This is a genomic window from Mycobacterium sp. pUA109 (assembly GCF_041287095.1).
GTDB lineage: Bacteria > Actinomycetota > Actinomycetes > Mycobacteriales > Mycobacteriaceae > Mycobacterium.
The window spans coordinates 164,258-188,078 of record NZ_JBGGKS010000004.1; the positions used below are offsets into that span (position 1 = coordinate 164,258).

Here is a 23,821-nt window from a genome sequence, read left to right on the forward strand (position 1 = left end):
GCTACAGTCTCGACGCCATGGCTGCAGTCTCAAGAAGCCAAATCCAGCCTCGACACCTCAATCCCGATGCCGGCGAACCGAAAAGCAAAAAGGGGCAGCCCAACTGGGCTGCCCCGACGTGAACTCGATGCGGACGGGCCGGATTACGGCTCGAAGCGGCGGCGGAACCGATCCTCCATGCGGCTGGTGAAGGAACCGCCGGCGCCCTTCACCCGGCCCTGGCGCGCGGCGTTGGGGGCCGACGACCCCGACGGTCCACGGCCACCGGCGATCCGCGGGCCGGTGACGGCGAACACCACCCCGCCGAACATGACCACGAACCCGACGACGGACAGGACCAGGAAGCTGTGGTTGACGTTCGCGTAGAACGGCACACCGGACACCAGCATCGCCAAACCGACCACGAACATCGCCGCGCCTTGGACCCGCCGCCGGGTGGTGGGCGCACGCAGTCCCCCGCCGCGCACACTGGAGGCGAACTTGGGGTCCTCGGCGTAGAGAGCGCTCTCGATCTGGTCGAGCATCCGCTGCTCATGATCGGAGAGTGGCATTCGTCCCTCCTTGCCGACGGCCCGTCACGTGGTTTCCGATAGCACGTGGATGCCCGTAGCGACGGGCAACTACCACTGATGATACGAGGTCGATCTGCGGCGTACCACCGGGTTCGAACGATGAGTGTAGCCCGGCGGCAATGCGGGCGGGCAGGCCCGGGTGACACCGCCCGACATCGCGGCCAGCCGACAGGATCGTCGCTGGGCATCGATCACCCGCCCCGGATAATGGAACAGTGGCAGCACCAACCCGATCACCAGGAGGACGCCCCGAGTTGGCCACCTTCCTCATCGATTTGGCGCCCCAGGACATGGCCCGCCGCCTCGGTGACGCGCTGGGTGTCTACGTCGACGCGATGAGTTACCCGCGTGGTACGGAGAGCCAGCGGGCGTCGATGTGGCTGGAACATATGCGCCGACGCGGCTGGCAGGCGGTGGCCGCCGTCGAGGCCGACGTGCGCACCGGTGCGGCGCCGTCGGCGGCCGAGCTAACCGGGGCGCCGCTGCTGGGCGTTGCCTACGGCTACTGCGGCGCCCCCGACCAGTGGTGGCAGCAGCAGGTCGTGCAGGGCTTACAGCGCGGCGGCCGGCCCGCCCCGGAGATCGCCCGCCTGATGACCAGCTACTTCGAGCTGACCGAGTTGCATATCGCGCCGCGGGCGCAGGGCCGCGGCCTGGGTGAGGCGTTGACGCGGCGGCTGCTCGCCGGGCGCGGCGAAGCCCACGTGCTGCTGTCCACCCCGGAAATCCACGGCGAGGCCAACCGCGCCTGGCGGCTGTACCGGCGGTTGGGCTTCACCGACGTCATCCGCGGCTACCACTTCGCCGGTGACCCGCGTCCGTTCGCGATCCTGGGCCGGCCGCTGCCGTTGTCGTGACAAAACCCGGCCGGCACGGCGGCGCGCACACCGCCGGTCTGGCACGATGACCGGGTGCGCGCCACCTCTCGCCCACCTCGGGTTCGCCGCCCGCTGGCGTTGATGCTGCTGCTGCTCCCGGTGACCCTGATGACCGTCGGTTGCCTGCGGGTTCACGCGACGATCACCGTCTCCCCCGACGATCAGGTGTCCGGCCAGGTGATCGCGGCGACCAAACCCCGCAACGAGCACGACCCCGGGCCGCAACTGAACCCCGACCTGCCGTTCAGCCAGAAGGTGGCGATCTCGAAGTACGACCGGGACGGCTACGTCGGCTCGCAGGCGGTGTTCTCCGATCTGACCTTCGCCGAGCTGCCGCAACTGGCGAATATGAACCCCGACGCCGCCGGGGTCGACCTGTCGCTGCGCCGCGCCGGCGATCTGGTGATCCTGGAGGGCCGCGTCGACCTGACCACGTTGGACGACCCCGAGGCCGACGTGCAGTTAAGCGTGTCGTTCCCCGGGGAAGTGACCTCCACCAACGGGGATCGCATCGCCAGCGACTCGGTGGAATGGAAACTCAAACCCGGGGTGGTCACCACCATGAGCGCCCAGGCCCGCTACACCGATCCGTCCACCCGCTCGTTCACCAGCGCCGCGATGCGCCTAGGGCTCGGGTCGGTCGCGGTCGCGATCCTGATCGCGGTGTTGGCGTGGACCGGCCGCGACCGCAGCCCCCGGTTCGGCGAGGACGACGAGGCCGACGCCGAGGTTCACTCCCCGCGCGGCGACCAGTAGTCCAGCATCGTCGCGAAGGTCTCGAATGCCGGCGCGGACACCCCGTAGGTGGCCTCCAAGTGGATGCTCAACGGGAAGCCGAGGTCGGCCACACCGTCGATCACCCGCTGGTACAGATCGAGGATCAGCCGACGCTTCTGCGCGGGTTCGCTGTGCGCCAGCGTTTTGACAAACGCCTGCTCGGCCGCGACGGCGGCGTTGCCCGGATCTTGGATGAGCCAATCGATGAACCCCACCCGGCTCTCCATCTTCGGGACGAAGCCGAAGGACAGCAGGATCTCGGGGCGATGGTCGGTGTGCCTGGCGAACTCGGCCAGGAATCCCACGATGGCATCGGAGTACAACAGCTGGGTTTGAGCGAACGTCGCACCCTGGTTGCACTTGAACCCGAAGCGGCCTTGCTCACCGTCCCGGGTGGGGATCAGGATCACGCCGCGGTTGGCCACCTGCTCGCGGTAGAGCGACAGGGCGTCGGTCGGCGCGACGCCGGAGCCCTCCCCGTCCGCCATGGTGCGCGGCACCCCGACGAACACGATGCCTTCGATGCCGGCGTCGACCAGATCGGTGAGCCGCCGGCGCAGCGACGGCTCATCGGAGAACGCGGTGACCTGGCTGCACAGTCCTTTCATCCCGGGTAACTCCGGTTTGACCATCGACCAGAAATCCAGCACGTCGAGCTTCGGCTTCCACTCGATGGGCCGGTCGGCCTCTTCCTCGATCATCCCGGGCATCATGATGTGCCCGATCTGTCCGGCCAGGCCGGTTTCCGCGGCGAACTTGAGCACCTTGCCCGCGTCGTCGATGGCCTGCTGGCGACCGCGTTCCACATTGGGCGGGACGAGTTCGAGCGCGATGGTGTTCAAGGTCAAGAGGATGCTCCTGTGTGTTTGCCACGCCCGGCGCGGCGATCCGCCACCGGGACGGCGCTGCTTCGTCAACTGAGCGGGCGCGCGGGTTCTGCAGACAGCATAGGGGCGAGTTAGTGAGCCTGTCGAAGCAACTCCGGTGGCCGCGGGGCTCGGCTCCCCCGAAAGTGGCCGTACGCTCTACCCTGAATGCACTCCGTCATCGGTAGCGCACAGAGCAGAAAGGGGCGCCGCGCTGAGCATTAGAGCTACAGCCGCACCCGCTCCGTCAGCCGCGGAGCTGGCCGGCGCCGTCACCGACCAGCTGCGTGGGTATCTGCGTGACCGCCGCCGGGACACCGCCTACATCGGGCCGGACTACGACGGCCTGGTCGCCGGGCTCGAGGAGTTCGTGCTGTCCGGCGGTAAGCGGCTGCGCCCGGCGTTCGCCTACTGGGGGTGGCGCGCGGTGGCCGACGCCGAACCCGACCCCGGGATGCTGCGGCTGTTCGCCGCGTTGGAGTTGCTGCACGCCTGCGCGCTGGTGCACGACGACGTGATCGACGCCTCGGCGACCCGCCGCGGCAAACCGACGACGCACGTGAAATTCGCTGGCCTGCACCGCGACCGGTGCTGGCGGGGGGTGCCCGACCAGTTCGGGCTGTCGGCGGCGATCCTGCTCGGTGATCTGGCCCTGGTCTGGGCCGACGACATCGTCGCCGCCGCCGAGTTGCCGCCGGCCGCGCACGCCCGGGTGCGGCGGGTGTGGGCCGATATCCGCACCGAGGTGCTCGGCGGGCAATACCTCGACATCGTCGCCGAGGCCACCGGCGCCGACTCGATCGCCTCGGCGATGCAGGTCAACACCTACAAAACCGCGTCGTACACGGTGTCGCGTCCGCTGCAGCTGGGTGCCGCCGCCGCGGCCGACCGCCCCGATGTGCAGGCCATCTTCCACGAGCTGGGCACCGATCTGGGGGTGGCGTTTCAGCTGCGCGACGACGTGCTGGGCGTGTTCGGCGACCCGGCGGTGACCGGCAAACCGTCCGGCGACGACCTGCGGTCCGGTAAGCGCACCGTGCTGTGGGCCGAGGCGGTGGAGTTGGCCGATGAGGCCGACCCGGCCGCGGCGCAGTTGCTGCGCAATTCGATCGGCACCGAGCTGACCGACGCCCAGGTCGGCGAGCTGTGCGACGTCATCACCGCGGTCGGGGCGCTGGCGGCGGTCGAGGAGCACATCGACACGCTGACCCGGCGGGCGCAGGCGACGCTGGCCGCCGCCCCGATCTCCGCCGCGGCCAAGGCCGGGCTCTCCGAACTGGCCAGCCTGGCCGCCAACCGATCCAGCTGAGCACCGATGTCCACCCCGACCCCCACGACCGCCGACGCGGCCGCCGCCCGCCCCCCACGGCTGGCCCGGCTGCAGGAGTTCACCGCCAGCGCCCAGGCCCGCCCGGCGCTGCTGGGGTGTTTGGGCGCGGCGCTGATCACCGCTGGCGGGTTGGGCGCCGGCAGCACCAAACTGCACGACCCGCTGCTGGAGGGGCTGCACCTGTCCTGGCTGCGGTTCGGGCACGGGCTGGTGCTGTCCTCGGTGCTGCTGTGGACCGGGGTGGCGTTGATGCTGCTCGCCTGGCTGCGGCTGGGCCGGCGCGTCCTCGACGGCACCGTCACCGAGTACACCCTGGTGGCCACCACCGGCTTCTGGCTGGCGCCGCTGCTGGCGTCGGTGCCGGTGTTCAGCCGCGACACCTACTCGTATCTGGCCCAGGGCGCGCTGCTGCGCGACGGGCTGGACCCGTACCTGGTCGGGCCGGTCGACAACCCCAATCCGCTGCTCGACGACGTCAGCCCGATCTGGTCGGCCACCACCGCGCCCTACGGCCCGGCGTTCATCCTGGTCGCCAAGTTCGTCACGATGCTGGTCGGCGACCACGTCATCTTGGGCACCATGCTGCTGCGGTTGTGCATGCTGCCCGGGTTGGCGCTGCTGATCTGGGCGGCGCCGCGGCTGGCCCGCCATGTCGGCGGGAACGGACCGGCCGCGCTGTGGATCTGCGTGCTCAACCCGCTGGTGATCATCCACCTGATGGGCGGGGTGCACAACGAGATGCTGATGGTCGGGCTGATGACCGCCGGCATCGCGCTGACCTTCGGCCACCGCCCCCTGGCCGGGACCACCGTGGTCGCGTTGGGGGTGGCGGTCAAGGCCACCGCCGGGATCGCGTTGCCGTTTTTGGTGTGGGTGTGGATGCGGCATCTGCGGGACCGGCGCGGCTACCGCCGGGCCGCGGCGTTCGCGGCGGCCGGCGCGGCCACCGTGGCCATCGTGGTCACGGTGTTCGGGGTGTTGTCCGGGCTGGCCGGGGTGGGCCTGGGCTGGCTGACCGCGCTGCTGGCCGGCAACGTGAAGATCATTAACGCCCTAACGGTGCCGACGGCGACCGCGAACCTGGTGCACGCGATCGGCGGACTGTTCTTCCCGGTCAACTTCTACGCGGTGCTACACGTGACCCGCATCATCGGGATCGTCCTCATCGCGGTGTCGCTGCCGCTGCTGTGGTGGCGGTTCCGCCGCGACGACCGCGCCGCGCTGACCGGGATCGCCTGGGCGATGCTGATCGTGGTGTTGTTCGTGCCGGCCGCACTGCCCTGGTACTACACCTGGCCGTTAGCCGCCGCGGCCGCGGTGGCGCAGTCCCGGGTGGCGCTGGCCACGATCGCGGCGCTGTGCACCTATGTGATGGTGATCTTCAAACCCGACGGCGCGCACGGCATGTACTCCTGGGTGCATGTCGGCATCGCGGCCAGCTGCGCGGCGTTCGCGTTCTACACGCTGTACCGGGCGCCGCAGGCCCCGGTCAGTACGCCATAGCCTGGGCCCGGCGCACCACCTCACGGGCTTGGTGGGCGTGCAGCGCATCGACCGGGCGGGCGTTGTCGACCGGGTCGCGCATCCCGTCGCGGGTCACCGACAGCGACGCATCCGGGGTGAACAGCCAGCGCAGGATCTCGGTTTCGTGGTAGCCGCCGTCGCGCAGCACCATCAGCAGCCCGGGCAGGCTTTTGACCACTTCGCCGGTGTCGGTGAAAAAGATGCGCGGCACCACCACCGTCCCGCCGCGGCGCACCGCGACCAGATGCCCCTCCCGCAGCTGCTGATGCACCTTGGTGACCGGCACCCCCAGCAGCTCGGCGACCGTGGGCAGGTCATAGGTCGGCTCGTCGGGGGCCAACACGTCGTCACCGGCCGGAATACTGCTCACCGGGCCCAGTGTAGAACGTGTCGGCCGGCCCGAAAGCCGCGCGCTGAACCCGTGTTCGGCCCGCTCGCACCTACGATGTCGGGGTGGCGACGGCTGGCACCGGGGATGCTTTGGAGGGCGTGGTACTGGATCGGCGGTACCGCGTGGCCACCAAAATCGCCACCGGCGGCATGTCGACGGTGTACCGGGGGGTGGATCTGCGGCTGGACCGCCCGGTCGCGCTCAAGGTGATGGACGCCCGCTACGCCGGGGACACCCAGTTCCTCACCCGGTTTCAGCTCGAGGCGCGGGCGGTGGCCCGGCTCAAACACCCCGGGCTGGTCGCGGTCTATGACCAGGGCACCGATTCCGGGCGGCCGTTTTTGGTGATGGAGCTCGTCGAGGGCGGCACCCTGCGCGAGCTGCTCAACGAACGCGGCCCGATGCCGCCGCACGCGGTGGTGGCGGTGCTGCGCCCGATGCTGGGCGCGCTGGGGGTGGCGCACCGGGCCGGGCTGGTGCACCGCGACGTCAAGCCGGAGAACGTCCTGATCTCCGACGACGGCGAGGTCAAGATCGCCGATTTCGGCTTGGTCCGCGCCCTCGCGGCCGCCGGGATCACCTCCACCAGCGTCATTCTGGGCACCGCGGCCTACCTGTCGCCCGAACAGGTCCGGGACGGCCAGGCCGGCCCGCACAGCGACGTCTACGCGGCCGGGATCCTGTGTTACGAGCTGCTGACCGGGCGCACCCCGTTCTCCGGGGACTCCGCGCTGACCGTGGCCTACCGGCGCCTCGACCACGACGTCGCACCGCCCAGCACCGTCATCGACGGCGTCCCACCACAATTCGACGCGTTCGTGGCGTGCGCGACCCACCGGGACCCGGACGGCCGGTACGTCGACGCCGACGAGATGGGCGCCGAACTCGACGCGCTGGCCCACGAGCTGGACCTGCCGCCGTTTCGGGTGCCCGCCCCGCGCCAGTCCGCGCAACACACCTCCGCGATGGCCCAGCGCCGCCCGGCCGGCCCGGTGCGCACCCGGCAGCTGACCCGCGCCACCGCCGACCCGCCCAGCGCCCGCACCGACGAGGACGAGGACGATGCCGACGTCGCAGGTCAATTCGCCGGCATCGAGCTGAGCGAGTTCGCCCTGCAACGCCAGCACGCCCGGCGGATGGTGGTGATCTGGCTGGCGGTGCTGCTGGCGCTGACCGGGCTGGTCGCGGCGGTGGCCTGGACCCTCGGCAGCCACCTCAGCGCCCTGCTGTAAGTGCCGCGAGCTGGCTAGTCGCGCAGCATTTCGGCGACCAGGAACGCCAACTCCAGCGACTGCTGGGTGTTCAACCGCGGGTCGCAGGTGGTTTCGTAGCGGCCGGCCAGGTCGGAGTCCGAAATGTCTTGGGCGCCACCGAGGCACTCGGTGACGTCTTCGCCGGTGATCTCGACGTGGATGCCCCCGGGGTGGGTGCCCAACGCCCGGTGCACCTCGAAGAAGCCCTGCACCTCGTCGACGATGCGGTCGAAGTGCCGGGTCTTGTAGCCGGTGGACGCCTCGTGGGTGTTGCCGTGCATCGGGTCGCACTGCCAGATCACCTGATGCCCGGTGGCCTGCACCTTCTCGATGATCGGCGGCAGCAGGTCGCGCACCTTGGCGTTGCCCAGCCGGCTGACCAGGGTCAACCGGCCCGGCTGGTGATGCGGGTCGAGGCGCTCGACGTATTCGACCGCCTGCTCCGGGGTGGTGGTCGGGCCGATCTTGACGCCGATCGGGTTGGCGACCACCTCGGCGAACGCGATGTGGGCGCCGTCGAGTTGGCGGGTGCGCTCCCCGATCCAGATGTAGTGCGCGGACAGGTCATACAGTTGCGGTTTGCCGTTTTCGCCGTACTCGGCGTTGGACATCCGCAGCATGGCCCGCTCGTAGTCGAGCACCAGCGCCTCGTGGCTGGCGTAGATTTCGGCGGTCTGCAGCTCCCGGTCGGCCACTCCGCAGGCGGTCATGAACTTCAGGCCGCGGTCGATCTCGCTGGCCAGCGCCTCGTAGCGGGCCCCGGCCGGGGAGGTGCGGACGAATTCGCGGTTCCAGTCGTGCACCAGGTGCAGCGACGCCAACCCCGACGACGTCAGCGCCCGCACCAGGTTCATCGCCGCGCTGGCATTGGCGTAGGCGCGCACCAGCCGGGACGGGTCGTGTTCGCGGACCGCGGCGTCGGGGGCGAAGCCGTTGACCATGTCACCGCGGTAGGACTTCAGCCCCAGCGCGTCGATGTCGGCCGAGCGGGGTTTGGCGTACTGGCCGGCGATGCGGGCCACCTTGACCACCGGCAGGCTGGCGCCGTAGGTGAGCACCACCGCCATCTGCAGCAGGGTGCGGATATTGGCCTTGATGTGCGGTTCGGTGTTGTCGACGAAGGTCTCCGCGCAGTCGCCGCCCTGCAGCAAGAACGCCTCCCCGCGGGCGACCTGCGCCAACTGCGCCTGCAGCCGGACGATCTCGGAGGGCACCGTGATCGGCGGCACGCTTTCGAGCACCGTGCGCATCGCCTGGGCCTGCTCGGCCGGCCAGCTGGGCTGCTGGGCGGCCGGTTTGGCCAGCGCCGCATCCAGCCGCGCCCGCAGCTCGGCCGGCAGCGGCGGCAGCGGCGGCAGCTGGTCGATCGGTACGTCCACGGTCCAGTTCACCCGTACATGGTAGCCGGGCGGCGCGGGCCCGTGATCAGGGCGAACGCTCCTCGGCGGTGATCACCCGGTAGCGGCGCAGCTGTTCGCGGGCGTCGACGAGCGCGTCGTGGGTGTCGGCCGGCCGCGGCGGCAGCGGCGGGCAGCCCCGGTCCTCCCACAGCTGCCGCAGGTCGCGGGTGAACCGCGGCATCGGCGCGGGCAGCTCGGGCATCGTCCCCCACAGCTGGCACAGCACCACATGGTCGTAGGCGCCGACCCAGGCCCACAGCTCGATCGGCGCGCCGCCGTCGACCCCGAAGAACGCCTCCAAATCGGCGCGGATCTGCTGCCGGGAACGCCACCGCGGCGACGCCGGCGAGGGCAGCTTGGGCAGCACGTGGGTGCGCACCCAGCGCCCGGCCCGGGCCGGGTCGAATTCGGTGGAGATCCCGTAGTATTCGCGGCCGTCCTCGGCGGCCACCCCGATCGAGATCAGCTCGATGGTGCGGCCGTCCTCGATGAATTCGGTGTCGTAGAAATACCTCACCGCGGCGAGCCCTCGGGGGTGCGCGGCAGGATCGGCAGCGGCCCGGTCGGCGGCGGCGCGGCGTGCACCTCGCGGTCCAGCTGCGCGTCCACCGCGACGTCATCGGGCCGCCGCGGCGAACCGGCGATCGCCTCCTGCAGCCACAGTTTGGCGCGCACCACCGGCCGGCGCAGCTTACGTTCCCGCTGCAGGGCGCGCCGCATCCGCTCGGGCCGGTCGCTGTAGCGGAACCGGGCCCAGGGGGCGTGCGGGCGCGACAACCGGGCCGCCCCGATGAGCAGCAGCGGGAAAAAGAACATCCCGATCAGCCCGGTCCACACCTTGCCCTTGAGCACCACCAGCACCGCCAGCGGCAGCGTGGTCACCACCCCGGCGATCACCGCCGCCCGGATCACGTCGGAGTGGGTGTCTTGCCAGACCGCCAGCAGGAACGTCAGCGGGTGAAAGCCCAGCACCAGCAGCCCGGTCACCGCGACGGCGGCGAACACCGCGTCCACCGAGGAGCGCCCATCCTCTTCCCAGTACACGTCGGCCAGGTGCAGGATCAGCGCGTACTCGTCGAGCACCAGCGCCGCACCGATGCCGAAGACGGTGGCGGCGGCGATGAATTCGAAGTCTTGCCCGTGGTTGGACAGCGCCACCAGCGTCACCCCGGACAGCAGCGCCAAAATGATCCCGAACACCACGTGGTGGATGTGCACCGAGCCGATGTAGATGTTGCGCGGCTGCCACCATTTGCGCGCGGCGGTGCCGCCGGCGCGCCGCCGCACGTAGCGCACCGTGGTCCGGGTCACCAGGAACGTCAGGATGAACGCCACCAGGCAGCACAACAGCGGTAGCCTGCCCCGGTTGATGATGTCCTGCTGGAACCACTCGAGCACCTAAGAAAGGTACGCCCAACGCCGACACCGCACCCGGATGACGTTCGGCATGGCGGGCCAGCGGATAGGCTGTCGATCGACATGAGTACATCGCGGTCGCCCGACGTGGGCCGTTGGCGCGGGCGCGGGGGCGCGTGGCGGGCCGTAGCGCTGCTGGCGCTGCTGGCGTTGGCCTACGCCACCTGGCGGGTGATCGGCTACACGCCGTATCGCATCGACATCGACGTCTACCGGATGGGCGCCCAGGCCTGGCGCGACGGCCACCACCTGTACGGCACCGCGCTGTTCCGCACCGGGGTCAAGGAAACGTCGCTGCCGTTCACCTATCCCCCGATGGCCGCGGTGCTGTTCACCCCGTTCACCTGGGTGTCGCTGGGCGGGGCGGCCGCCGCGCTGACGGTCATCTCGACGGTGCTGCTGGTGGTGTCGACCGCGATCGTGCTGAGCGCCCTGGGGGTGTGCACCGACGCCGCGGTGCCGGGCGGGCCGGTGTGGTGGCGGCGCACCGTGCTGGCCACGGTGATCGTCGCGGCCGCGATCTGGCTGAACATGGAACCGATCATGTCCAACTTCGGCTACGGCCAGATCAACGCGGTGCTGATGACGTTGGTCATCGCCGACTGCCTGCCGCAGCGCACCCGGTGGCCGCGCGGGATGCTGCTGGGGCTGGCGATCGCGGTGAAGCTGACCCCGGCCGTGTTCTTGCTGTATTTCCTGGTGCGCCGCGACCGTCGGGCCGCGCTGACCACGCTGGCCACGTTCGCGGCGACGATCCTGGCCGCGTTCGTGCTGGCGCCCCGCGACTCCGTCGAATACTGGACCAAGACGGTGTTCCACACCAACCGGATCGGCGACACCGCGCTGAACACCAACCAGAACTTCGCCGGGATCCTGGCCCGGATGGGCGTTAGCGGCGGCCCGTATCTGCTGCTGTGGCTGGCGGTGTGCGTGGCGACCCTGGTGCTCACCGTGTGGGCGGTGCGCCGGGTGCTGGCCGCCGAGCAGCCGACGCTGGCGTTGATGGCGGTGGCGCTGTTCGGGCTGCTGGTCTCCCCGGTGTCGTGGTCGCACCACTGGGTGTGGTCGTTGCCGACGATCGTGATCCTCGGGGTGCTGGGCTACCGGCGCCGCAGCCCGGCGCTGCTCGGGTTGGCCGTCGCCGGGCTGGCCCTGATGCGCTGGTCGCCGATCCGGCTGCTGCTGGCCGACTCCAACCTGACCCAGCAGCTGATCGGGGCGTCCTACGTGTGGTGGGCGCTGGCGGTGCTGGTGACTGCGGGTTTGGCGGTCACCGCCCGCGTCGAGGAGCCCGGCGCCGCCGTGGACCCGGCCCCGGCGCGGCTGGCCGGCTGATCTCAGCCGGCCGCGGTCTCCGGGATCCGGGTTGCCGACCGGCCGGACTGGTCACCGTCGCCGTTTTTGAGGCTGGCCGCGTAGATGTCGACGTATTCCTGACCGGACAGCCGCATCAGCTCGTAGACCACCTCGTCGATGACGGCGCGTTCGATGAACCGGTTGCCGGCCAGCCCGTCGAACCGGGAGAAGTCCATCGGCTGGCCGAACCGCACGGTGACCCGGCCGAACCGCAACATCTTGGTGCCCGGCGGGTTGACCACGTTGGTGCCGATCATCGCCACCGGGATCACCGGGACCCCGGTTTGCAGCGCCAGCCGCGCCAACCCGGTCTTGCCCTTATACAGCCGGCCGTCCGGGGAACGGGTGCCCTCCGGGTACATGCCCAGCAGTTTGCCGTCGTCGAGGAGTCGCTTGGCGGTGTCCAGCGCGGCCTGGGCGGCGTCGGCGTTGGTGCGGTCGATCGGCACCTGCCCGACGGCGGTGTAGAACCAGCGGTTGAACCAGCCCTTGATCCCGGTGCCGGTGAAGTACTCCGACTTCGCCAGGAAGGTGATCCGCCGCCGCACCACCAGCGGCAGGTAGAAGCTGTCCATGACGGCCAGGTGGTTGCTGGCCAGGATGACCGCCCCATCGTCCGGGACGTTTTCCAACCCTTCGACTTTTGGCCGGCCAAGCAGGGCCAGCAGTGGGCCCAGGAGAATGTACTTGAACAGCCAATACCACATGGACCCTCCCGCTTGCCCGCACCGGACCGTGCTCTGGGACAACCTTACCCACCAACTGTGGAAGTCACCACAGCTCACCGGCGGCGAAATGCTGCGCCGGGCCGCCGGTTTGTGGAACCTGCTCAATCCTGGACGGTGACCGGGATGGGCTGATACCGGCTTTTGCCGGCGGACTCCTCGCCGGGTGGGCCGCCCGGCGGGGGTGGTTGGTCCCCAGCCCCGTCGGTGTCGGCGACCATGGCGCGGATGACCGCCAGCAGCGCCGTGCTGTGCTCGGCGATGACGGTCAGCAGCGGGTGTTGTTCGCCGGACACCACCGCCGCCAGCGCGCACACCGGGCACCACACCTGTTGGCATTTGCCCGGGTCGCCGGCCGCGGCCAGCGCCGCGGCGGTCCGCAACGCCGGGTCGATCCCGTCCAGGATGGCCTGCGCGAGTTTGCGCAACTCGGGCCCCAACTCACCTAAGTCGGGGTGGACTCGAGTCATCGCCGCCGCTCCTCCGCATCGCGGAACTGTGCATCGTCGCCGGCGGAAGTCATTGGGGCCACACCTCCGGGTCGGGTCGGAACCGCACCGTCAGCTCGGCGCCGCGCAGCGTGGCGTCTAGCACGGTGCAGCGCCGCAGCACCGACGCCAGCCGCACCCTGCGCCGCATCCCGCCGGCGCTGATGATCAGGTCGTCGTCGACCCGGCCCAAGCTCAGCGCGCCGGCATCGATCTGGGGCAACTCTAGCCGCAACCGGTACACCGATCCCAGTCCCGATCCGGACTCCAGGTCCACCACCGGCCGCAGCGGCCCGGGCGGCGCCGCGCCGTCCCGGCGCCGCACCGTGTCGAGCAGCTCCCCCAGCGCCTTGGGGCCGATCGGTTCGCCGGCCAGATGCGGCGCCAGCACCAGCGCCACGTCCCCGATGGCGGCGTCCAGCTCGTCGAGCACCGCCCGCTGCTCGCTGATCCGCTCGGCGTACCAGTCGAACGCCGGATGGTCGGGCAGGTTGCTGTACTCGTAGGAATCATCTTGCACCAAAACCTGATTGACGATCAGCTCGGCGACGTGCACCCCCATCAACGCCAGCGAACCCAGCGTCCGCACCGCCTCGGCGGCCACCACCCGTTCCGGGGTCAACACCAGGTGCGCGCGCACCCGCTGCCCGTCGGTGAGCAGCGCGCCCAGCCGTTGCACGCCGGCGTTGACCCGCTCCAGCAGGTCCACCACCGCGACCGACGCGGCGCCCTCGGCGCCGGCGGACAGCCGCCGGTGCCGCGGCCAGGCCCGCTCCACGTAGAACTCGACGGTGGCGGGCAGGGTCAGCATCCGCAGCGCGTCGGCGGTGGAGGCGCAGTCCACCACGATGCGGTCCCACCGGCCCGCAGCGGCCAGCTCGCCCACCTGGTGCAGGCCGAGGATCTCCTGGATGCCGGGCACCGCCGAGAGTTCTTCGGGCGCAACCGCGCCCAGCTCGGAGTCGGGGAAACGCTCGTCGAACATGGCGGCCACCTCGCGCCACCGCGCCTCCAGCAGCGCGGCGGTGTCCAACGCCAACGCGTCCAGCACGCCGGCGTCGTCGACGACGACGGGCACCGGATCGCCCTGCCCGGTGGGCGGCACCGCGACCCCGAGCACATCGCCCACCGAGTGGGCCTGGTCGGTGGACACCAGCAGCACCCGCTGACCGGCGCGCGCATCACCGACGGCGGTCGCCGCCGCCAGCGTGGACTTCCCTACCCCACCCTTGCCGACGAAAAGACTGATCTGCGCCCGGGGGGATGCGGCAGACTCACTCAGCCTCGACTCGTTTCTTCAGGTCCTTCAACGCGGTGTCGGTGATCCGGCGCTCCGCCTTGCGTTTGAGCAGCCCGATCATCGGCATCGCCAAATCCACCGTGAGCTCGTAGGTGACCTCGGTGCCCGAGCCCTTGGGGGTGAGCCGGTATTCCCCGTCGAGCGACTTGAGCAGCGAGCCGGACACCAGCGACCAACGCACCGAGCCGCGGTCGGCGGGCCAGTCGTAGGAGAACACCAGGGTGTCCTTGAGGACCGCGGCGTCCAACACCAGCCGGGCCACCTTCGGGTAGCCGTCGGGGTCGGTCTCCAGCACCTCGGCGTCGGTGTACTCCGACACCCAGTCCGGGTAGGACCCGATGTCAGCGATGACGTCCATCACCGTGCCCGGGTCCGCGTCGATGTAGATCGTCTGCGCCGTCTTATCCGCCACCTGGTGCTTCCCTATCACTTCCTGCCGCCCCGGGGACAAACGGTACCTCCCGGCGGCGGCGCCGGTTAGGACTTAGTGCGTCAGCGCCAGCGGAGACACACCCACCGGCCGGGACCGTTCCAGGGTGGTCTTGACTTCGAAAGCCATTTTCTTGCCGGCCACCCGGCGGCGGTGCACCATCTTGGCCAGGTTCATCCGGGCCAGGTCGCGGGCGGTCGCCCCGGACGGCTCGGCGTGCAGGAAGTAGTGCAGCAGCACCCCGTCCAGCACCGGCTCCAGCCAGACCTCCATGGTGCCGGTCAGCGGCCCGGTCACCGACCACCGGATGCCCTTGTCGGCGCGGTCTTCGACCACCGTCAACCGCAAGTCCGGCCACCACCGCCGCCAGCTCGCCGGGTCGGCGACCGCCGCACCGACCCGCGCGGCGTCGGCCGCGACGTAGGTCTGGTCGGCGACCTGGATGCTGTTCATTGCCCTACCTTCACATATGCCCCGCGCGGCGGCACACCCACCCGCGCCGGCGCGGCCCGCCGTGAACACCATCACAGCCCGCGACGCCCGCCCATTAGGCTTGGTCAGCATAAAACGGCGCCCAGGAGAGGTCAGCAACGTGCGTGAGTTCAGTGTCCCCGCTCCGTTTACCGTCGGCGAGCGTGACAACGTCGTCGCCACGGTATTCGAGCACGAACGCAACGATCCCGACTTCGTGCTCTATCAACACTTGGTCGACGGGGCCTGGGCGGACGTCACCTGCGCGGCCGCGGTGGCCCAGATCCGCTCGACGGCATTGGGTTTGATCGCCCAGGGGGTGGCCGCCGGGGACCGGGTCGCGGTGTTGTCGGCGACCCGCCACGAGTGGATGATCCTGGATCTGGCCATCCTGGCGGTCGGCGCGGTCACCGTGCCGATCTACGAAACCTCCTCGGCCGACCAGGTGCGCTGGGTGCTGCAGGACTCCGAGGCGGTGCTGCTGATCGCCGAAACCGACGCGCACACCACGCTGGCCGGCGGGCTCACCGACGACCTGCCGGCGCTGCAGCGGGTGCTGACCATCGACGGGGCGGGGCCCAAGGCGCTCGACGAACTCGCCGAGGCCGGCTCCGCGGTCGAGCCGGGCGACCTAACCAAGCGGACCGAGGCGCTGCGGGCCGAGGACCCCGCCACCTTGATCTACACCTCGGGGACCACCGGTCGGCCCAAGGGCTGCCAGCTCACCCACGCCAACCTGGTCTATGAGATCCGCGGCGCCAAGGAGGTGTTGCCGACCCTGTTGCGCAAGGGTGAACGGCTGCTGATCTTCTTGCCGCTGGCGCATGTGCTGGCCCGGGCGATCACGCTGGCCGCGCTGGCCAACCAGGTCACCGTCGGATTCACCAGCGACATCAAGAATCTGGTGCCGATGTTCGCGGTGTTCAAACCGACGGTGGTGGTGTCGGTGCCGCGGGTGTTCGAGAAGGTGTACAACACCGCCGCGCAGAACGCCGCCAACGACGGCAAGGGCCGGATCTTCGCCGCCGCCGCCCAGACCGCGGTCGACTGGAGCGAGGCCCTCGATACCGGCGGCCCCGGGCTGGTGCTGCGCGCCAAGCACGCGCTGTTCGACCGGCTGGTCTACCACAAGCTGCGCGCCGCGCTGGGCGGCGACTGCCGGGCCTCGATCTCCGGCGGCGGGCCGCTGGGGGTGCGGCTGGGCCACTTCTACCGCGGTGTCGGGCTGACCATCTACGAGGGCTACGGCCTGACCGAGACCAGTGCCGCGATCACCGTCAACCAGGTCGGCGACCTCAAGGTCGGCACCGTCGGAAAGTTGTTGCCGGGCAACAGCATGCGCATCGCCGACGACGGTGAGCTGCTGGTGCGCGGCGGGGTGGTGTTCAGCGGCTACTGGCGCAACGAGCAGGCCAGCGCCGACGCGCTGACCGACGGCTGGTTCAAGACCGGCGACCTGGGCGCGGTGGACGCCGACGGCTTTTTGACCATCACCGGCCGCAAGAAGGAGATCATCGTCACCGCCGGCGGCAAGAACGTCGCCCCGGCGGTGCTCGAGGACCAGCTGCGGGCGCACCCGCTGATCAGCCAGGCGATGGCCGTCGGCGACGCCAAACCGTTCGTCGGTGCCCTGATCACCATCGATCCCGAGGCGATCGACGGCTGGAAGCAGCGCAACGGCAAGGACGCCGGCGCGTCGGTGGCCGATCTGACCACCGACCCCGACCTGGTCGCCGAGGTGGAGGCCGCGGTCAAGCAGGCCAACACCGCGGTGTCGCACGCCGAGTCGATCCGCAAGTTCCGGATCCTGCCGGTGGATTTCACCGAGGACACCGGGGAGCTGACCCCGACGATGAAGGTCAAGCGCAAGGTGGTGGCCGAGAAGTTCGCCGACGAGATCGAGGCGATCTACGCCAAGAACTGACCCCGTCGCCCTTCTTGTGTCGCCGAGTGGCACCCTCACGACGCGACACGCCGGTTCCGCGTCACGACGATGCCGCTCGCGCGGCCAGGACTACAGCAGCGCGGCCAGCCGGGCGGCGAGGGCATCCCACCGCCACTGGGACAGCACCCAGCCCCGCCCGGCCGCGCCCATCGCGGCGGCCCGGTCAGGATCGGCCAGCAGCGCGCCGACCGCGTCGGCGACCTGCTGCACCGACCGGCCGTCGACCACGAGCCCGGTTTCGTTGTCCCGCACGGTTTCCGGGGCGCCACCGGAGTCGCCGGCCACCACCGGCACCCCGGTGGCCGAGGCCTCCAGGAACACGATGCCCAGCCCCTCCACGTCCAGGCCGGCGCCGCGGGTGCGGCACGGCATCGCGAACACGTCCGCCATCCCGTAGTGGGCGGGCAGCTCGGCGGTGGGCGCGCCGCCGGTGAACGTCACGTGGTCGGCCACCCCCACCCGCGCCGCCAGCCGGCGCAGCGCCTCCAGGTACGGGCCGCCGCCGACGATGACCAGCGCCGCCCCGTCGACCCGGCGCCGGATCGCCGGCAACGCCCGGATCAGCATGTCCTGGCCCTTGCGGGGCACCAGCCGGGACACACACACCACGGTGGGGCGCGCACCGAGCCGGTAGCGGGCGCGCAGCTCGGCGCGCCCGGCCGGGTCGGGCGCAAACCGGTCGGTGTCCACCCCGGGCGGCAGGTGCTCCAGGCCGGCCGCCGGGCCGAACGCGGCGGCGAACCGGCCCCGGGTGTAGCGGCTGACGAAGGTCACCACGTCGGTGTGGTCGCCGATGGCCCGCAGCGCCGAGCGGGCCGCCGGCAGCATCGACCAGCCCACCTCGTGCCCGTGGGTGCTGGCCAGCACCCGGGTCGCCCCGGCCCGGCGGGCCCGGGGCGCCAGCAGCGCCAGCGGGGCGGCCGCACCGAACCAGACGGTGTCGGCGCCGTGGTCGGCGATCAGCCGGCGCATCCGGGCGTCGACGCCGGGGCCGGGCAGCATCAGCGTGCCCGGGTGGCGCACCACCGGATAGCCGGCCTGCGCGTCGTAGGCGTCGGCGCCCTTCCAGGCCGGCGCGTACACCGTCACGTCGTGCGACCCGCTGCGCACCACCCGGCGCACGAGTTCTTCCAGGTAGGACTGGATGCCGCCGCGTCGCGGCGGAAAGTCGTTGGTTACCAGCAGGACCCGGCTCACCCCGAGTACGTTAGCCGGTCGCCCGGCGACGATGCGCGCCACGCAGTGGCGCGAGGAGGAGCCGGGCGATTTAGCTCAGCCACCGCTGCCAGCGCGCCAGCAGGTCGGGCAGGTCGGTGCCGAGCACGGTGCGCACCGCGGTGCCCGGATCGGGGTGCCCGGCCCCGCAGGCGGCCAGGTAGAGCTCGCGCAGCTTGGCCGGTCCGTAGCGGTCGGCGACGAACCGGGCAAACCACCAGGCCCGGTCGTAGGCCAGCGTCCGCTGCGGCCCGGCCGCGTCCAGGTCGGCATCGGTGGGCAGCGCCGCCGCCGCGGCCCGGCCCGGGCGCGGGGCGTCGGGGCGGGCGACGAAATCGGCCACCCCCTCGGTCAGCCAGCGCGGCGCGTCCAGGGCGGTGTCGCGGCGGGCGGCGTAATGGAACAGCTCGTGGGTCAGGACCAGGTGCAGCGCCGCCGGGCTCATCGCGGCCGCCCCGGGCGCCAGCACCACCCGTTGCCCGGCGGCGAACCGGCGGGCCGGATCGACCCGGTCGGCGACGGCGACCGCGGCGACGTCGGCCCATTGTTCGGCGCTGCCGCCGCCGGCGGCGGCGCGGAACTGCGCGTCGGTGCCGGTGCCCAGCACCACGATGTGCCGTGACCAGTCGGTGCCCCAGAACGCCTCGACCCGCTCGACGGCGGGGCCGATCGCCGCGGCGACGCGGTCCAACAGCGCGGCGGTGGTCGGGCCGCCCGCCTCGATCAGGTCGACGTCGCGGTGATCGCCGACCCGCAGCGGTGCGGCAGCCGGGTCGGCCGCGCGGGGCGTGTCCGCGGTGGCCGGTCGGGCCGGGAGGAACACGACCGCGGCGGCCGCGATCAGCTCGACCAGCAGCAACCCGACCAGCGCGACGCGCCGGCGCTCAGTAACGGCGGGCGTTGTGGATCGGCCCCGACGAGTACATCGGCACCACCCGGACCGGCTGGCCGTAGGTGAACGAGTGGATCATCATGCCGTCCCCGACGTAGATGCCGGAGTGGGAGGCGTCGGAGTAGAAGGTCAGCACGTCGCCGGGCTGCAGATCCGACAGCGCCACCGGCTGCCCGCCGTTGGCCTGGGCCTGGCTGGAGTGCGGCAGCGAGATGCCGGCCTGGCGGAACGCCCACATCACCAGGCCGGAGCAGTCGAAGCCGCCCGGCGCGGCGCCGCCCCAGACGTACGGCGAACCGACCTGGGTCAGCGCGGCCTGCACCGCGATCGCGCCCTCACCGCTGCCGGGAGCCGCCGCCGGCAGGCCACCCTCGGACGGGACGGCGTCCGGGGCGCCCTCGGTCGGCGGCGCCGCCTCGGGGGCCGGGGCGGGCAGCGCCTCGGGCGCCGGGCCCGGGGCGGCCAGGGTGGCCCGCTGCACCGGGGTCAGCGTCGAGTACTGGGATTTGACGACGGCGATCTGCATCTGCAGCCGGCTCTGCTTGGACTGCAGATCCGCGCGGACCGTGGCGGCGTGTTCGGCGGCGGTCTTGGCCTCGGCCGCCGATTTGGCGGAGGCCTGCTCGGCGTCGGCGGCCTGCTGGCCGACGCTGCGGTAGCGGGCCATCTGGGCGGACATGTCGGCGCCCACGACGCGCTGCACGGCCAGCTTGTCGATCAGCTGCTGCGGCGATTCGGCGGTCAAGATGGCGTCCATGCCGTCGGTGCGGCCGCCCATGTAGGTGGCGGCAGCAAACTTGTCGACCGCTGTCTGGAAGTTTGCGAGCTGTGATTTCGCGGCCTGCAGCTTGGCCTCGTCGTCGGCGTGCGCTTTTTCGGCAGCCTGTTGGGCGGCAACCTTTTCGTTCAGGTCCAGCTGTGCGCTGTGCATCGCCTCGGTGGTTTTCTCGGCCTGCCGCGACAGCTCATTGAGCTTTGCTAGCGCGTCATCGGCGGGGTCGGCCTGCACCTGGCTGGCGAGGATCCCGGAGAGGACGACAAATCCCGATATCGCACCGACGGCAGGTCGCTTGATAACACGCAAGGTCCAGTGCGTACGGTCGAGCCTCAAGATTTGCATCCTTAAAACTGCCGGGGGACGTGTCGTGCCGTACCACCGTCGAGCTCACTTAGGTCTCAGACAGGTTACGAAACGGCAACGACGTTGTCCATCACGAAGGCCCAAATTTATCAGGTGAGCTCTCAAAACGGCAGACCGGCGCGCCGACTAATTACGCCACCCCCGAGCCGCGCGGGCGGTGGATCGGCACCAGCCGCAGCCGCGGCGCCAGGCCGGCCTCGGCGAGCACGTCGAGCGCGGCGCGCTCATCGTGCAACAAGGTGTCGGGCACCCCGAGCAACACGCTGACCACGCAGTCGCGGCAACCGGGCCCGCGTACCGCGCAGTCGTCACAGTCGATCACCACCGGTTCCGTCGGGTCGACGTGCGCCATCGGCGACTCCTTTCGCTCGTTTGGCCGCACCCTAACCGTGGCCACCGACAGCCCCGTTTCCGCTGATCGACGCGCCGGACGGCGCGGCACCCCGGCGCTGTCGGTGCGGCTGCCTAACGTCACCGCCATGGGTGTGACCGCAGCGGCACAGTTGAGCTTCGCCGAGCTGGACCCCGACGGCGCGCCCGGGTTCGAGACCCCGCTGCGCGACACCACGTTTGTGGTGGTGGACCTGGAAACCACCGGCGGCCGCGCGGCCGCCACCGCGGCCGCGCCGCCGGACGCCATCACCGAGATCGGGGCGGTCAAGGTGCGCGGCGGCACGGTGCTGGGCGAGTTCGCCACCCTGATCGACCCGCAGCGCACCATCCCGCCGCAGATCACCCGGCTGACCGGGATCACCACCGCGATGGTGTGCGACGCCCCGACCATCGCCGCGGTGCTGCCGACGTTTCTGGAGTTCGCCCGCGACAGCGTGCTGGTGGCCCACAACGCCGGCTTCGACGTCGGGTTCCTGCGCGCGGCCACCGAGCGGTGCGGGCTGGCCTGGCCCAAGCCGCCGGTGCTGTGCACGGTGCGGCTGGCCCGCCGGGTGCTCAGCCGCGAGGAAGCCCCCAGCGTGCGGCTGGCCGAGCTGGCCCGGCTGTTCCGGGTCGCCACCGAGCCCACCCACCGCGCCCTCGACGACGCCCGCGCCACCGTCGAGGTGCTGCACGCGCTGATCGAGCGGGTCGGCAACCAGGGGGTGCACACCTATACCGAGCTGCGGTCGTATCTGCCCAATGTGTCCCCGGCGCAACGCCGCAAACGCACCCTCGCCGCACACCTGCCGCATCGGCCGGGGGTGTATCTGTTCCGCGGGCCGTCCGGCGAGGTGCTCTACGTCGGCACCGCCACCGATTTGCGCCGCCGGGTCGGCCAATACTTCACCGGCGCCGACCCGCGCGGCCGGATCAAGGAGATGGTGACCCTGGCCAGCGCCGTCGACCACGTCGAGTGCGCGCACCCGCTGGAGGCCGGGGTGGCCGAGCTGCGGCTGCTGGCCGCCCACGCCCCGCCGTACAACTGTCGCTCCCGGTTCCCGCACCGGTGGTGGTGGGTGGTGCTCACCGACGGGGCCTTCCCGCGGCTGTCGGTGGTGCGCAGCCCGCGCCACGACCGGGCCGTCGGCCCATTTCGGTCCCGCGCCGACGCCGCCGAAACCGCCGCGCTGCTGGCCCGGTTCACCGGGCTGCGCAGCTGCACCGCCCGGCTGGGCCGGACCAAACGGCACGCCTGCCCGGACCGCGAGGTCGCGCCCTGCCCGGCCGCCCAACACCTGTCCGCCGCCGAGTACGCCCCGACCGTCGCGCGCGCCGCCGCCCTGATCGACGGGCACGACAACACCGCGCTGGCCGCCGCCGTGCAGCAGGTGGCCGCGCTGGCCGGGCAGCACCGCTACGAGAGCGCCGCCCGGCTGCGCGACCACGCCGCCGCCGCGATCGAGGTGCTGTGGCGCGGCCAGCGGCTGCGGGCGCTGGCCGCGCTGCCCGAGGTGGTGGCCGCCGCCCCGGACGGCGCCGGCGGCTGGCAGCTGGCGGTGATCCGGCACGGTCAGCTCGCCGCCGCCGCCAACGCCGTCCGCGGGGTGCCGCCGATGCCGGTCGTCGACGCGTTGTGCGCCGGCGCGCAGGTGATCGTGGGCACCGCCGCCCCGTTGGGCGGGGCGCTGGTCGAGGAGACCGCGCTGATCGCACGGTGGCTGACCACCCCGGGGGTGCGCCTGGTGCGGGTGCCCGCCGACACCGGCTGGGCCTCCCCGCTGCGCTCGGCCGGCGGCTGGGCGGACTGGGCGGCGGCGGCCCGCAGCGCGCGGCTGGCCTCCGAACAAGCCCTGGCCTCAGAGCTTGTGGCCGAACCGCACCCATCGCGCGAGCAGCTGTTCGGCCGCGCCGGAGTCGATCGCCGCGGTGGCGCGGGCCAGCCCGTCCTCCCACGCCGGCAGCCATTCAGCGCGGCTGGATAGCCCGGCGTGGGCCACCATGGCGCCGGCGGCGTTGAGCACCACCGCATCTCGCACCGGCCCGGGCGCGCCGCCGAGCACCGCCCGCGCCTCGGCCGCATTGGCCACCGCGTCGCCGCCCAACAACTGGCCCAGCTCGGCGCGGGCGAACCCGAATCCGGCCGGGTCGAAGGTCAGCTTGTCCACGGTGCCGGCCTGCACCCGCCAGATGGTGCTGGTTGTGGTGGTGGTCAGCTCGTCGAGGCCGTCGTCGCCGTGCACCACCAGCACGCTGCAGCGGCGCGCGGCGAACACCCCGGCCATCACCTCGGCCAAATCACCGAAGGCGCAGCCGATCAGGCCCGCCCGCGGGGTGGCCGGGTTGGTCAGGGGCCCCAGCAGGTTGAACACCGTCGGCACCCCGACCTCGCGCCGCGCCGCGGCGGCGTGCCGGTAGGACGGCTGGAACTGCGGCGCAAAGCAGAACCCGATGCCCACCTCGGCGACGCAGCGCGCCACGTCGTCGGGGCCCAAGTCGATGCGGACCCCCAACGCCTCCAGGGTGTCGGCGCCCCCGGACAGCGAGGAGGCCGCCCGGTTGCCGTGTTTGATCACCGGCACCCCGGCGGCGGCCACCACGATCGCCGCCATCGTGGACAGGTTCACCGTGTTGACCCCGTCGCCGCCGGTGCCGACCACGTCGACGGTGTCGGTGCCGATCCGTTCGGTCGGCACCTTGCGGGCGTACCGCAGCATCACGTCGGCCAGCTCGCTGACCTCGCCGGCGGTCGGGCCCTTCATCTTCATCGCCACGCCGAACGCCGCGATCTGCGCCGGCGTCGCGGTGCCGGTCATGATCTGGTCCATCACCCACGCCGCCTGGCCGCGGGCCAGGTCGACGCTGGCGGTCAACCGGCCCAGCACCTGCGACCACGACGGTGCGCCCGGCGCGGGTGGCGGCATGCCGATAGCCCCCTCGGATCCCCCCAGAACAGACTCGGCCACGCGCCGATGCTCCCACGAGGACCCGTCCGGACCCAAGCCACACCACCAGGGCAGAACAACCCGGCCGGACACAATTGCCGCCCCGGCTGGAGTTCGACAACTACAAAGCGTCA

23 protein-coding genes and 1 pseudogene are annotated in these 23,821 nt (G+C 71.4%); 8 read left to right on the forward strand and 16 right to left on the reverse strand.

The features are described from left to right. Positions 1–143: 143 nt before the first annotated feature. Positions 144–551, reverse strand: a complete 408-nt coding sequence (locus ACAG26_RS06420; RefSeq protein ID WP_370480532.1) for a DUF3040 domain-containing protein — start codon at positions 549–551, stop codon at positions 144–146. Between the two features lie 275 nt (positions 552–826). Here ACAG26_RS06420 and ACAG26_RS06425 point away from each other — a divergent pair, with 275 nt between their 5' ends. Continuing rightward, positions 827–1,429, forward strand: a complete 603-nt coding sequence (locus tag ACAG26_RS06425; RefSeq protein ID WP_370480731.1) for a GNAT family N-acetyltransferase — start codon at positions 827–829, stop codon at positions 1,427–1,429. A gap of 102 nt (positions 1,430–1,531) precedes the next feature. Next, entirely contained in the window at positions 1,532–2,206 is a 675-nt protein-coding gene (locus ACAG26_RS06430) for a DUF3153 domain-containing protein (protein ID WP_370480733.1), read from the forward strand. Here the strand turns inward: ACAG26_RS06430 and ACAG26_RS06435 are convergent. Then, positions 2,182–3,075, reverse strand: a complete 894-nt coding sequence (locus ACAG26_RS06435; protein WP_370480533.1) for a mycobacterial-type methylenetetrahydrofolate reductase — start codon at positions 3,073–3,075, stop codon at positions 2,182–2,184. The two genes, ACAG26_RS06430 and ACAG26_RS06435, sit on opposite strands and share 25 nt — an antisense overlap. Positions 3,076–3,352: 277 nt before the next feature. Between ACAG26_RS06435 and idsA2 the strand changes: the two genes are divergently transcribed. Both idsA2 and ACAG26_RS06445 read left to right on the forward strand, forming a co-directional pair. Further along, positions 3,353–4,402 carry a bifunctional (2E,6E)-farnesyl/geranyl diphosphate synthase gene (gene idsA2 / locus ACAG26_RS06440; RefSeq protein ID WP_370480735.1) on the forward strand — a complete coding sequence of 350 codons (1,050 nt, stop codon included), beginning with the start codon at positions 3,353–3,355 and terminating at the stop codon, positions 4,400–4,402. Positions 4,403–4,408: 6 nt separating this feature from the next. Continuing rightward, positions 4,409–5,926 carry an alpha-(1->6)-mannopyranosyltransferase A gene (locus ACAG26_RS06445; RefSeq protein WP_370480534.1) on the forward strand — a complete coding sequence of 506 codons (1,518 nt, stop codon included), beginning with the start codon at positions 4,409–4,411 and terminating at the stop codon, positions 5,924–5,926. Here the strand turns inward: ACAG26_RS06445 and ACAG26_RS06450 are convergent. Next, the gene (locus tag ACAG26_RS06450; protein WP_370480535.1) at positions 5,913–6,317 is read right to left on the reverse strand and encodes an Rv2175c family DNA-binding protein; all 405 of its coding nucleotides are present in this window, start codon (positions 6,315–6,317) and stop codon (positions 5,913–5,915) included. The two genes, ACAG26_RS06445 and ACAG26_RS06450, sit on opposite strands and share 14 nt — an antisense overlap. A 110-nt stretch (positions 6,318–6,427) precedes the next feature. Between ACAG26_RS06450 and ACAG26_RS06455 the strand changes: the two genes are divergently transcribed. Next, the gene (locus ACAG26_RS06455) at positions 6,428–7,570 is read left to right on the forward strand and encodes a protein kinase (protein ID WP_370480737.1); all 1,143 of its coding nucleotides are present in this window, start codon (positions 6,428–6,430) and stop codon (positions 7,568–7,570) included. A 14-nt stretch (positions 7,571–7,584) separates the two neighbouring features. Here the strand turns inward: ACAG26_RS06455 and ACAG26_RS06460 are convergent, their stop codons facing one another. The 3 genes from ACAG26_RS06460 to ACAG26_RS06470 are packed head-to-tail and all read right to left on the reverse strand — an operon-like array spanning position 7,585 to position 10,389. Beyond that, complete coding sequence (locus ACAG26_RS06460) at positions 7,585–8,982, reverse strand: class II 3-deoxy-7-phosphoheptulonate synthase (RefSeq protein ID WP_370480536.1); 1,398 nt, start codon at positions 8,980–8,982, stop codon at positions 7,585–7,587. Positions 8,983–9,016: 34 nt separating this feature from the next. Continuing rightward, positions 9,017–9,508, reverse strand: coding sequence for a polyadenylate-specific 3'-exoribonuclease AS (locus ACAG26_RS06465; RefSeq protein WP_370480537.1), 492 nt, complete (start codon positions 9,506–9,508; stop codon positions 9,017–9,019). Next, positions 9,505–10,389: a hypothetical protein gene (locus tag ACAG26_RS06470; protein WP_370480538.1), complete on the reverse strand. Its 885-nt coding sequence runs from the start codon at positions 10,387–10,389 to the stop codon at positions 9,505–9,507. Before ACAG26_RS06470 ends, ACAG26_RS06465 begins: the two co-directional genes overlap by 4 nt. Positions 10,390–10,470: 81 nt before the next feature. On the opposite strand from ACAG26_RS06470, the gene ACAG26_RS06475 reads away from it, so the two are divergent. Beyond that, positions 10,471–11,742, forward strand: a complete 1,272-nt coding sequence (locus tag ACAG26_RS06475; RefSeq protein ID WP_370480539.1) for a glycosyltransferase 87 family protein — start codon at positions 10,471–10,473, stop codon at positions 11,740–11,742. A gap of 2 nt (positions 11,743–11,744) precedes the next feature. Here ACAG26_RS06475 and ACAG26_RS06480 read toward each other — a convergent pair whose 3' ends face one another. From ACAG26_RS06480 to ACAG26_RS06500, 5 genes are all read right to left on the reverse strand, one after another. Next, complete coding sequence (locus ACAG26_RS06480) at positions 11,745–12,470, reverse strand: lysophospholipid acyltransferase family protein (RefSeq protein ID WP_370480540.1); 726 nt, start codon at positions 12,468–12,470, stop codon at positions 11,745–11,747. 122 nt (positions 12,471–12,592) lie between these two features. Beyond that, positions 12,593–12,958, reverse strand: coding sequence for a hypothetical protein (locus tag ACAG26_RS06485; protein ID WP_370480541.1), 366 nt, complete (start codon positions 12,956–12,958; stop codon positions 12,593–12,595). Positions 12,959–13,007: 49 nt separating this feature from the next. Then, positions 13,008–14,258 carry an ArsA family ATPase gene (locus tag ACAG26_RS06490; RefSeq protein WP_370480739.1) on the reverse strand — a complete coding sequence of 417 codons (1,251 nt, stop codon included), beginning with the start codon at positions 14,256–14,258 and terminating at the stop codon, positions 13,008–13,010. Beyond that, entirely contained in the window at positions 14,251–14,688 is a 438-nt protein-coding gene (locus ACAG26_RS06495; protein ID WP_370480542.1) for an SRPBCC family protein, read from the reverse strand. The genes ACAG26_RS06490 and ACAG26_RS06495 overlap by 8 nt, the downstream gene beginning before the upstream one ends. A gap of 72 nt (positions 14,689–14,760) precedes the next feature. Next, entirely contained in the window at positions 14,761–15,159 is a 399-nt protein-coding gene (locus tag ACAG26_RS06500) for a polyketide cyclase / dehydrase and lipid transport (RefSeq protein ID WP_370480543.1), read from the reverse strand. Positions 15,160–15,298: 139 nt separating this feature from the next. Here ACAG26_RS06500 and ACAG26_RS06505 point away from each other — a divergent pair, with 139 nt between their 5' ends. Further along, on the forward strand, positions 15,299–17,101 hold the full coding sequence (locus ACAG26_RS06505) for a long-chain fatty acid--CoA ligase (protein ID WP_370480544.1): 1,803 nt from the start codon (positions 15,299–15,301) through the stop codon (positions 17,099–17,101). 90 nt (positions 17,102–17,191) lie between these two features. Here ACAG26_RS06505 and ACAG26_RS06510 read toward each other — a convergent pair whose 3' ends face one another. From ACAG26_RS06510 to ACAG26_RS06525, 4 genes are all read right to left on the reverse strand, one after another. Further along, a complete protein-coding gene (locus ACAG26_RS06510) occupies positions 17,192–18,319 on the reverse strand; it encodes a glycosyltransferase family 4 protein (protein ID WP_370480545.1) in 1,128 nt (375 codons plus the stop codon). Between the two features lie 70 nt (positions 18,320–18,389). Continuing rightward, the gene (locus ACAG26_RS06515; RefSeq protein ID WP_370480546.1) at positions 18,390–19,196 is read right to left on the reverse strand and encodes a hypothetical protein; all 807 of its coding nucleotides are present in this window, start codon (positions 19,194–19,196) and stop codon (positions 18,390–18,392) included. A 25-nt stretch (positions 19,197–19,221) separates the two neighbouring features. Next, entirely contained in the window at positions 19,222–20,340 is a 1,119-nt protein-coding gene (ripC, locus tag ACAG26_RS06520) for a peptidoglycan hydrolase RipC (protein WP_370480547.1), read from the reverse strand. A gap of 160 nt (positions 20,341–20,500) precedes the next feature. Further along, positions 20,501–20,722 carry a hypothetical protein gene (locus ACAG26_RS06525; protein ID WP_370480548.1) on the reverse strand — a complete coding sequence of 74 codons (222 nt, stop codon included), beginning with the start codon at positions 20,720–20,722 and terminating at the stop codon, positions 20,501–20,503. Between the two features lie 127 nt (positions 20,723–20,849). On the opposite strand from ACAG26_RS06525, the pseudogene ACAG26_RS06530 reads away from it, so the two are divergent. Beyond that, positions 20,850–22,664: pseudogene (locus ACAG26_RS06530) on the forward strand (DEDD exonuclease domain-containing protein); the annotation flags it as partial. Here ACAG26_RS06530 and trpD read toward each other — a convergent pair. Further along, positions 22,602–23,708 carry an anthranilate phosphoribosyltransferase gene (trpD, locus tag ACAG26_RS06535; RefSeq protein ID WP_370480549.1) on the reverse strand — a complete coding sequence of 369 codons (1,107 nt, stop codon included), beginning with the start codon at positions 23,706–23,708 and terminating at the stop codon, positions 22,602–22,604. The pseudogene ACAG26_RS06530 and the gene trpD overlap by 63 nt on opposite strands. Positions 23,709–23,821: the final 113 nt, after the last annotated feature.

Coding starts and splice junctions, on each gene's coding strand:
- ACAG26_RS06420 (WP_370480532.1), bottom strand. CDS start 551: ATGCCACTCTCCGATCATGAGCAGCGGATGCTCGACCAGATCGAGAGC.
- ACAG26_RS06430 (WP_370480733.1), top strand. CDS start 1,532: ATGCTGCTGCTGCTCCCGGTGACCCTGATGACCGTCGGTTGCCTGCGG.
- ACAG26_RS06445 (WP_370480534.1), top strand. CDS start 4,409: ATGTCCACCCCGACCCCCACGACCGCCGACGCGGCCGCCGCCCGCCCC.
- ACAG26_RS06475 (WP_370480539.1), top strand. CDS start 10,471: ATGAGTACATCGCGGTCGCCCGACGTGGGCCGTTGGCGCGGGCGCGGG.
- ACAG26_RS06480 (WP_370480540.1), bottom strand. CDS start 12,470: ATGTGGTATTGGCTGTTCAAGTACATTCTCCTGGGCCCACTGCTGGCC.
- ACAG26_RS06485 (WP_370480541.1), bottom strand. CDS start 12,958: ATGACTCGAGTCCACCCCGACTTAGGTGAGTTGGGGCCCGAGTTGCGC.
- ACAG26_RS06500 (WP_370480543.1), bottom strand. CDS start 15,159: ATGAACAGCATCCAGGTCGCCGACCAGACCTACGTCGCGGCCGACGCC.
- ACAG26_RS06525 (WP_370480548.1), bottom strand. CDS start 20,722: ATGGCGCACGTCGACCCGACGGAACCGGTGGTGATCGACTGTGACGAC.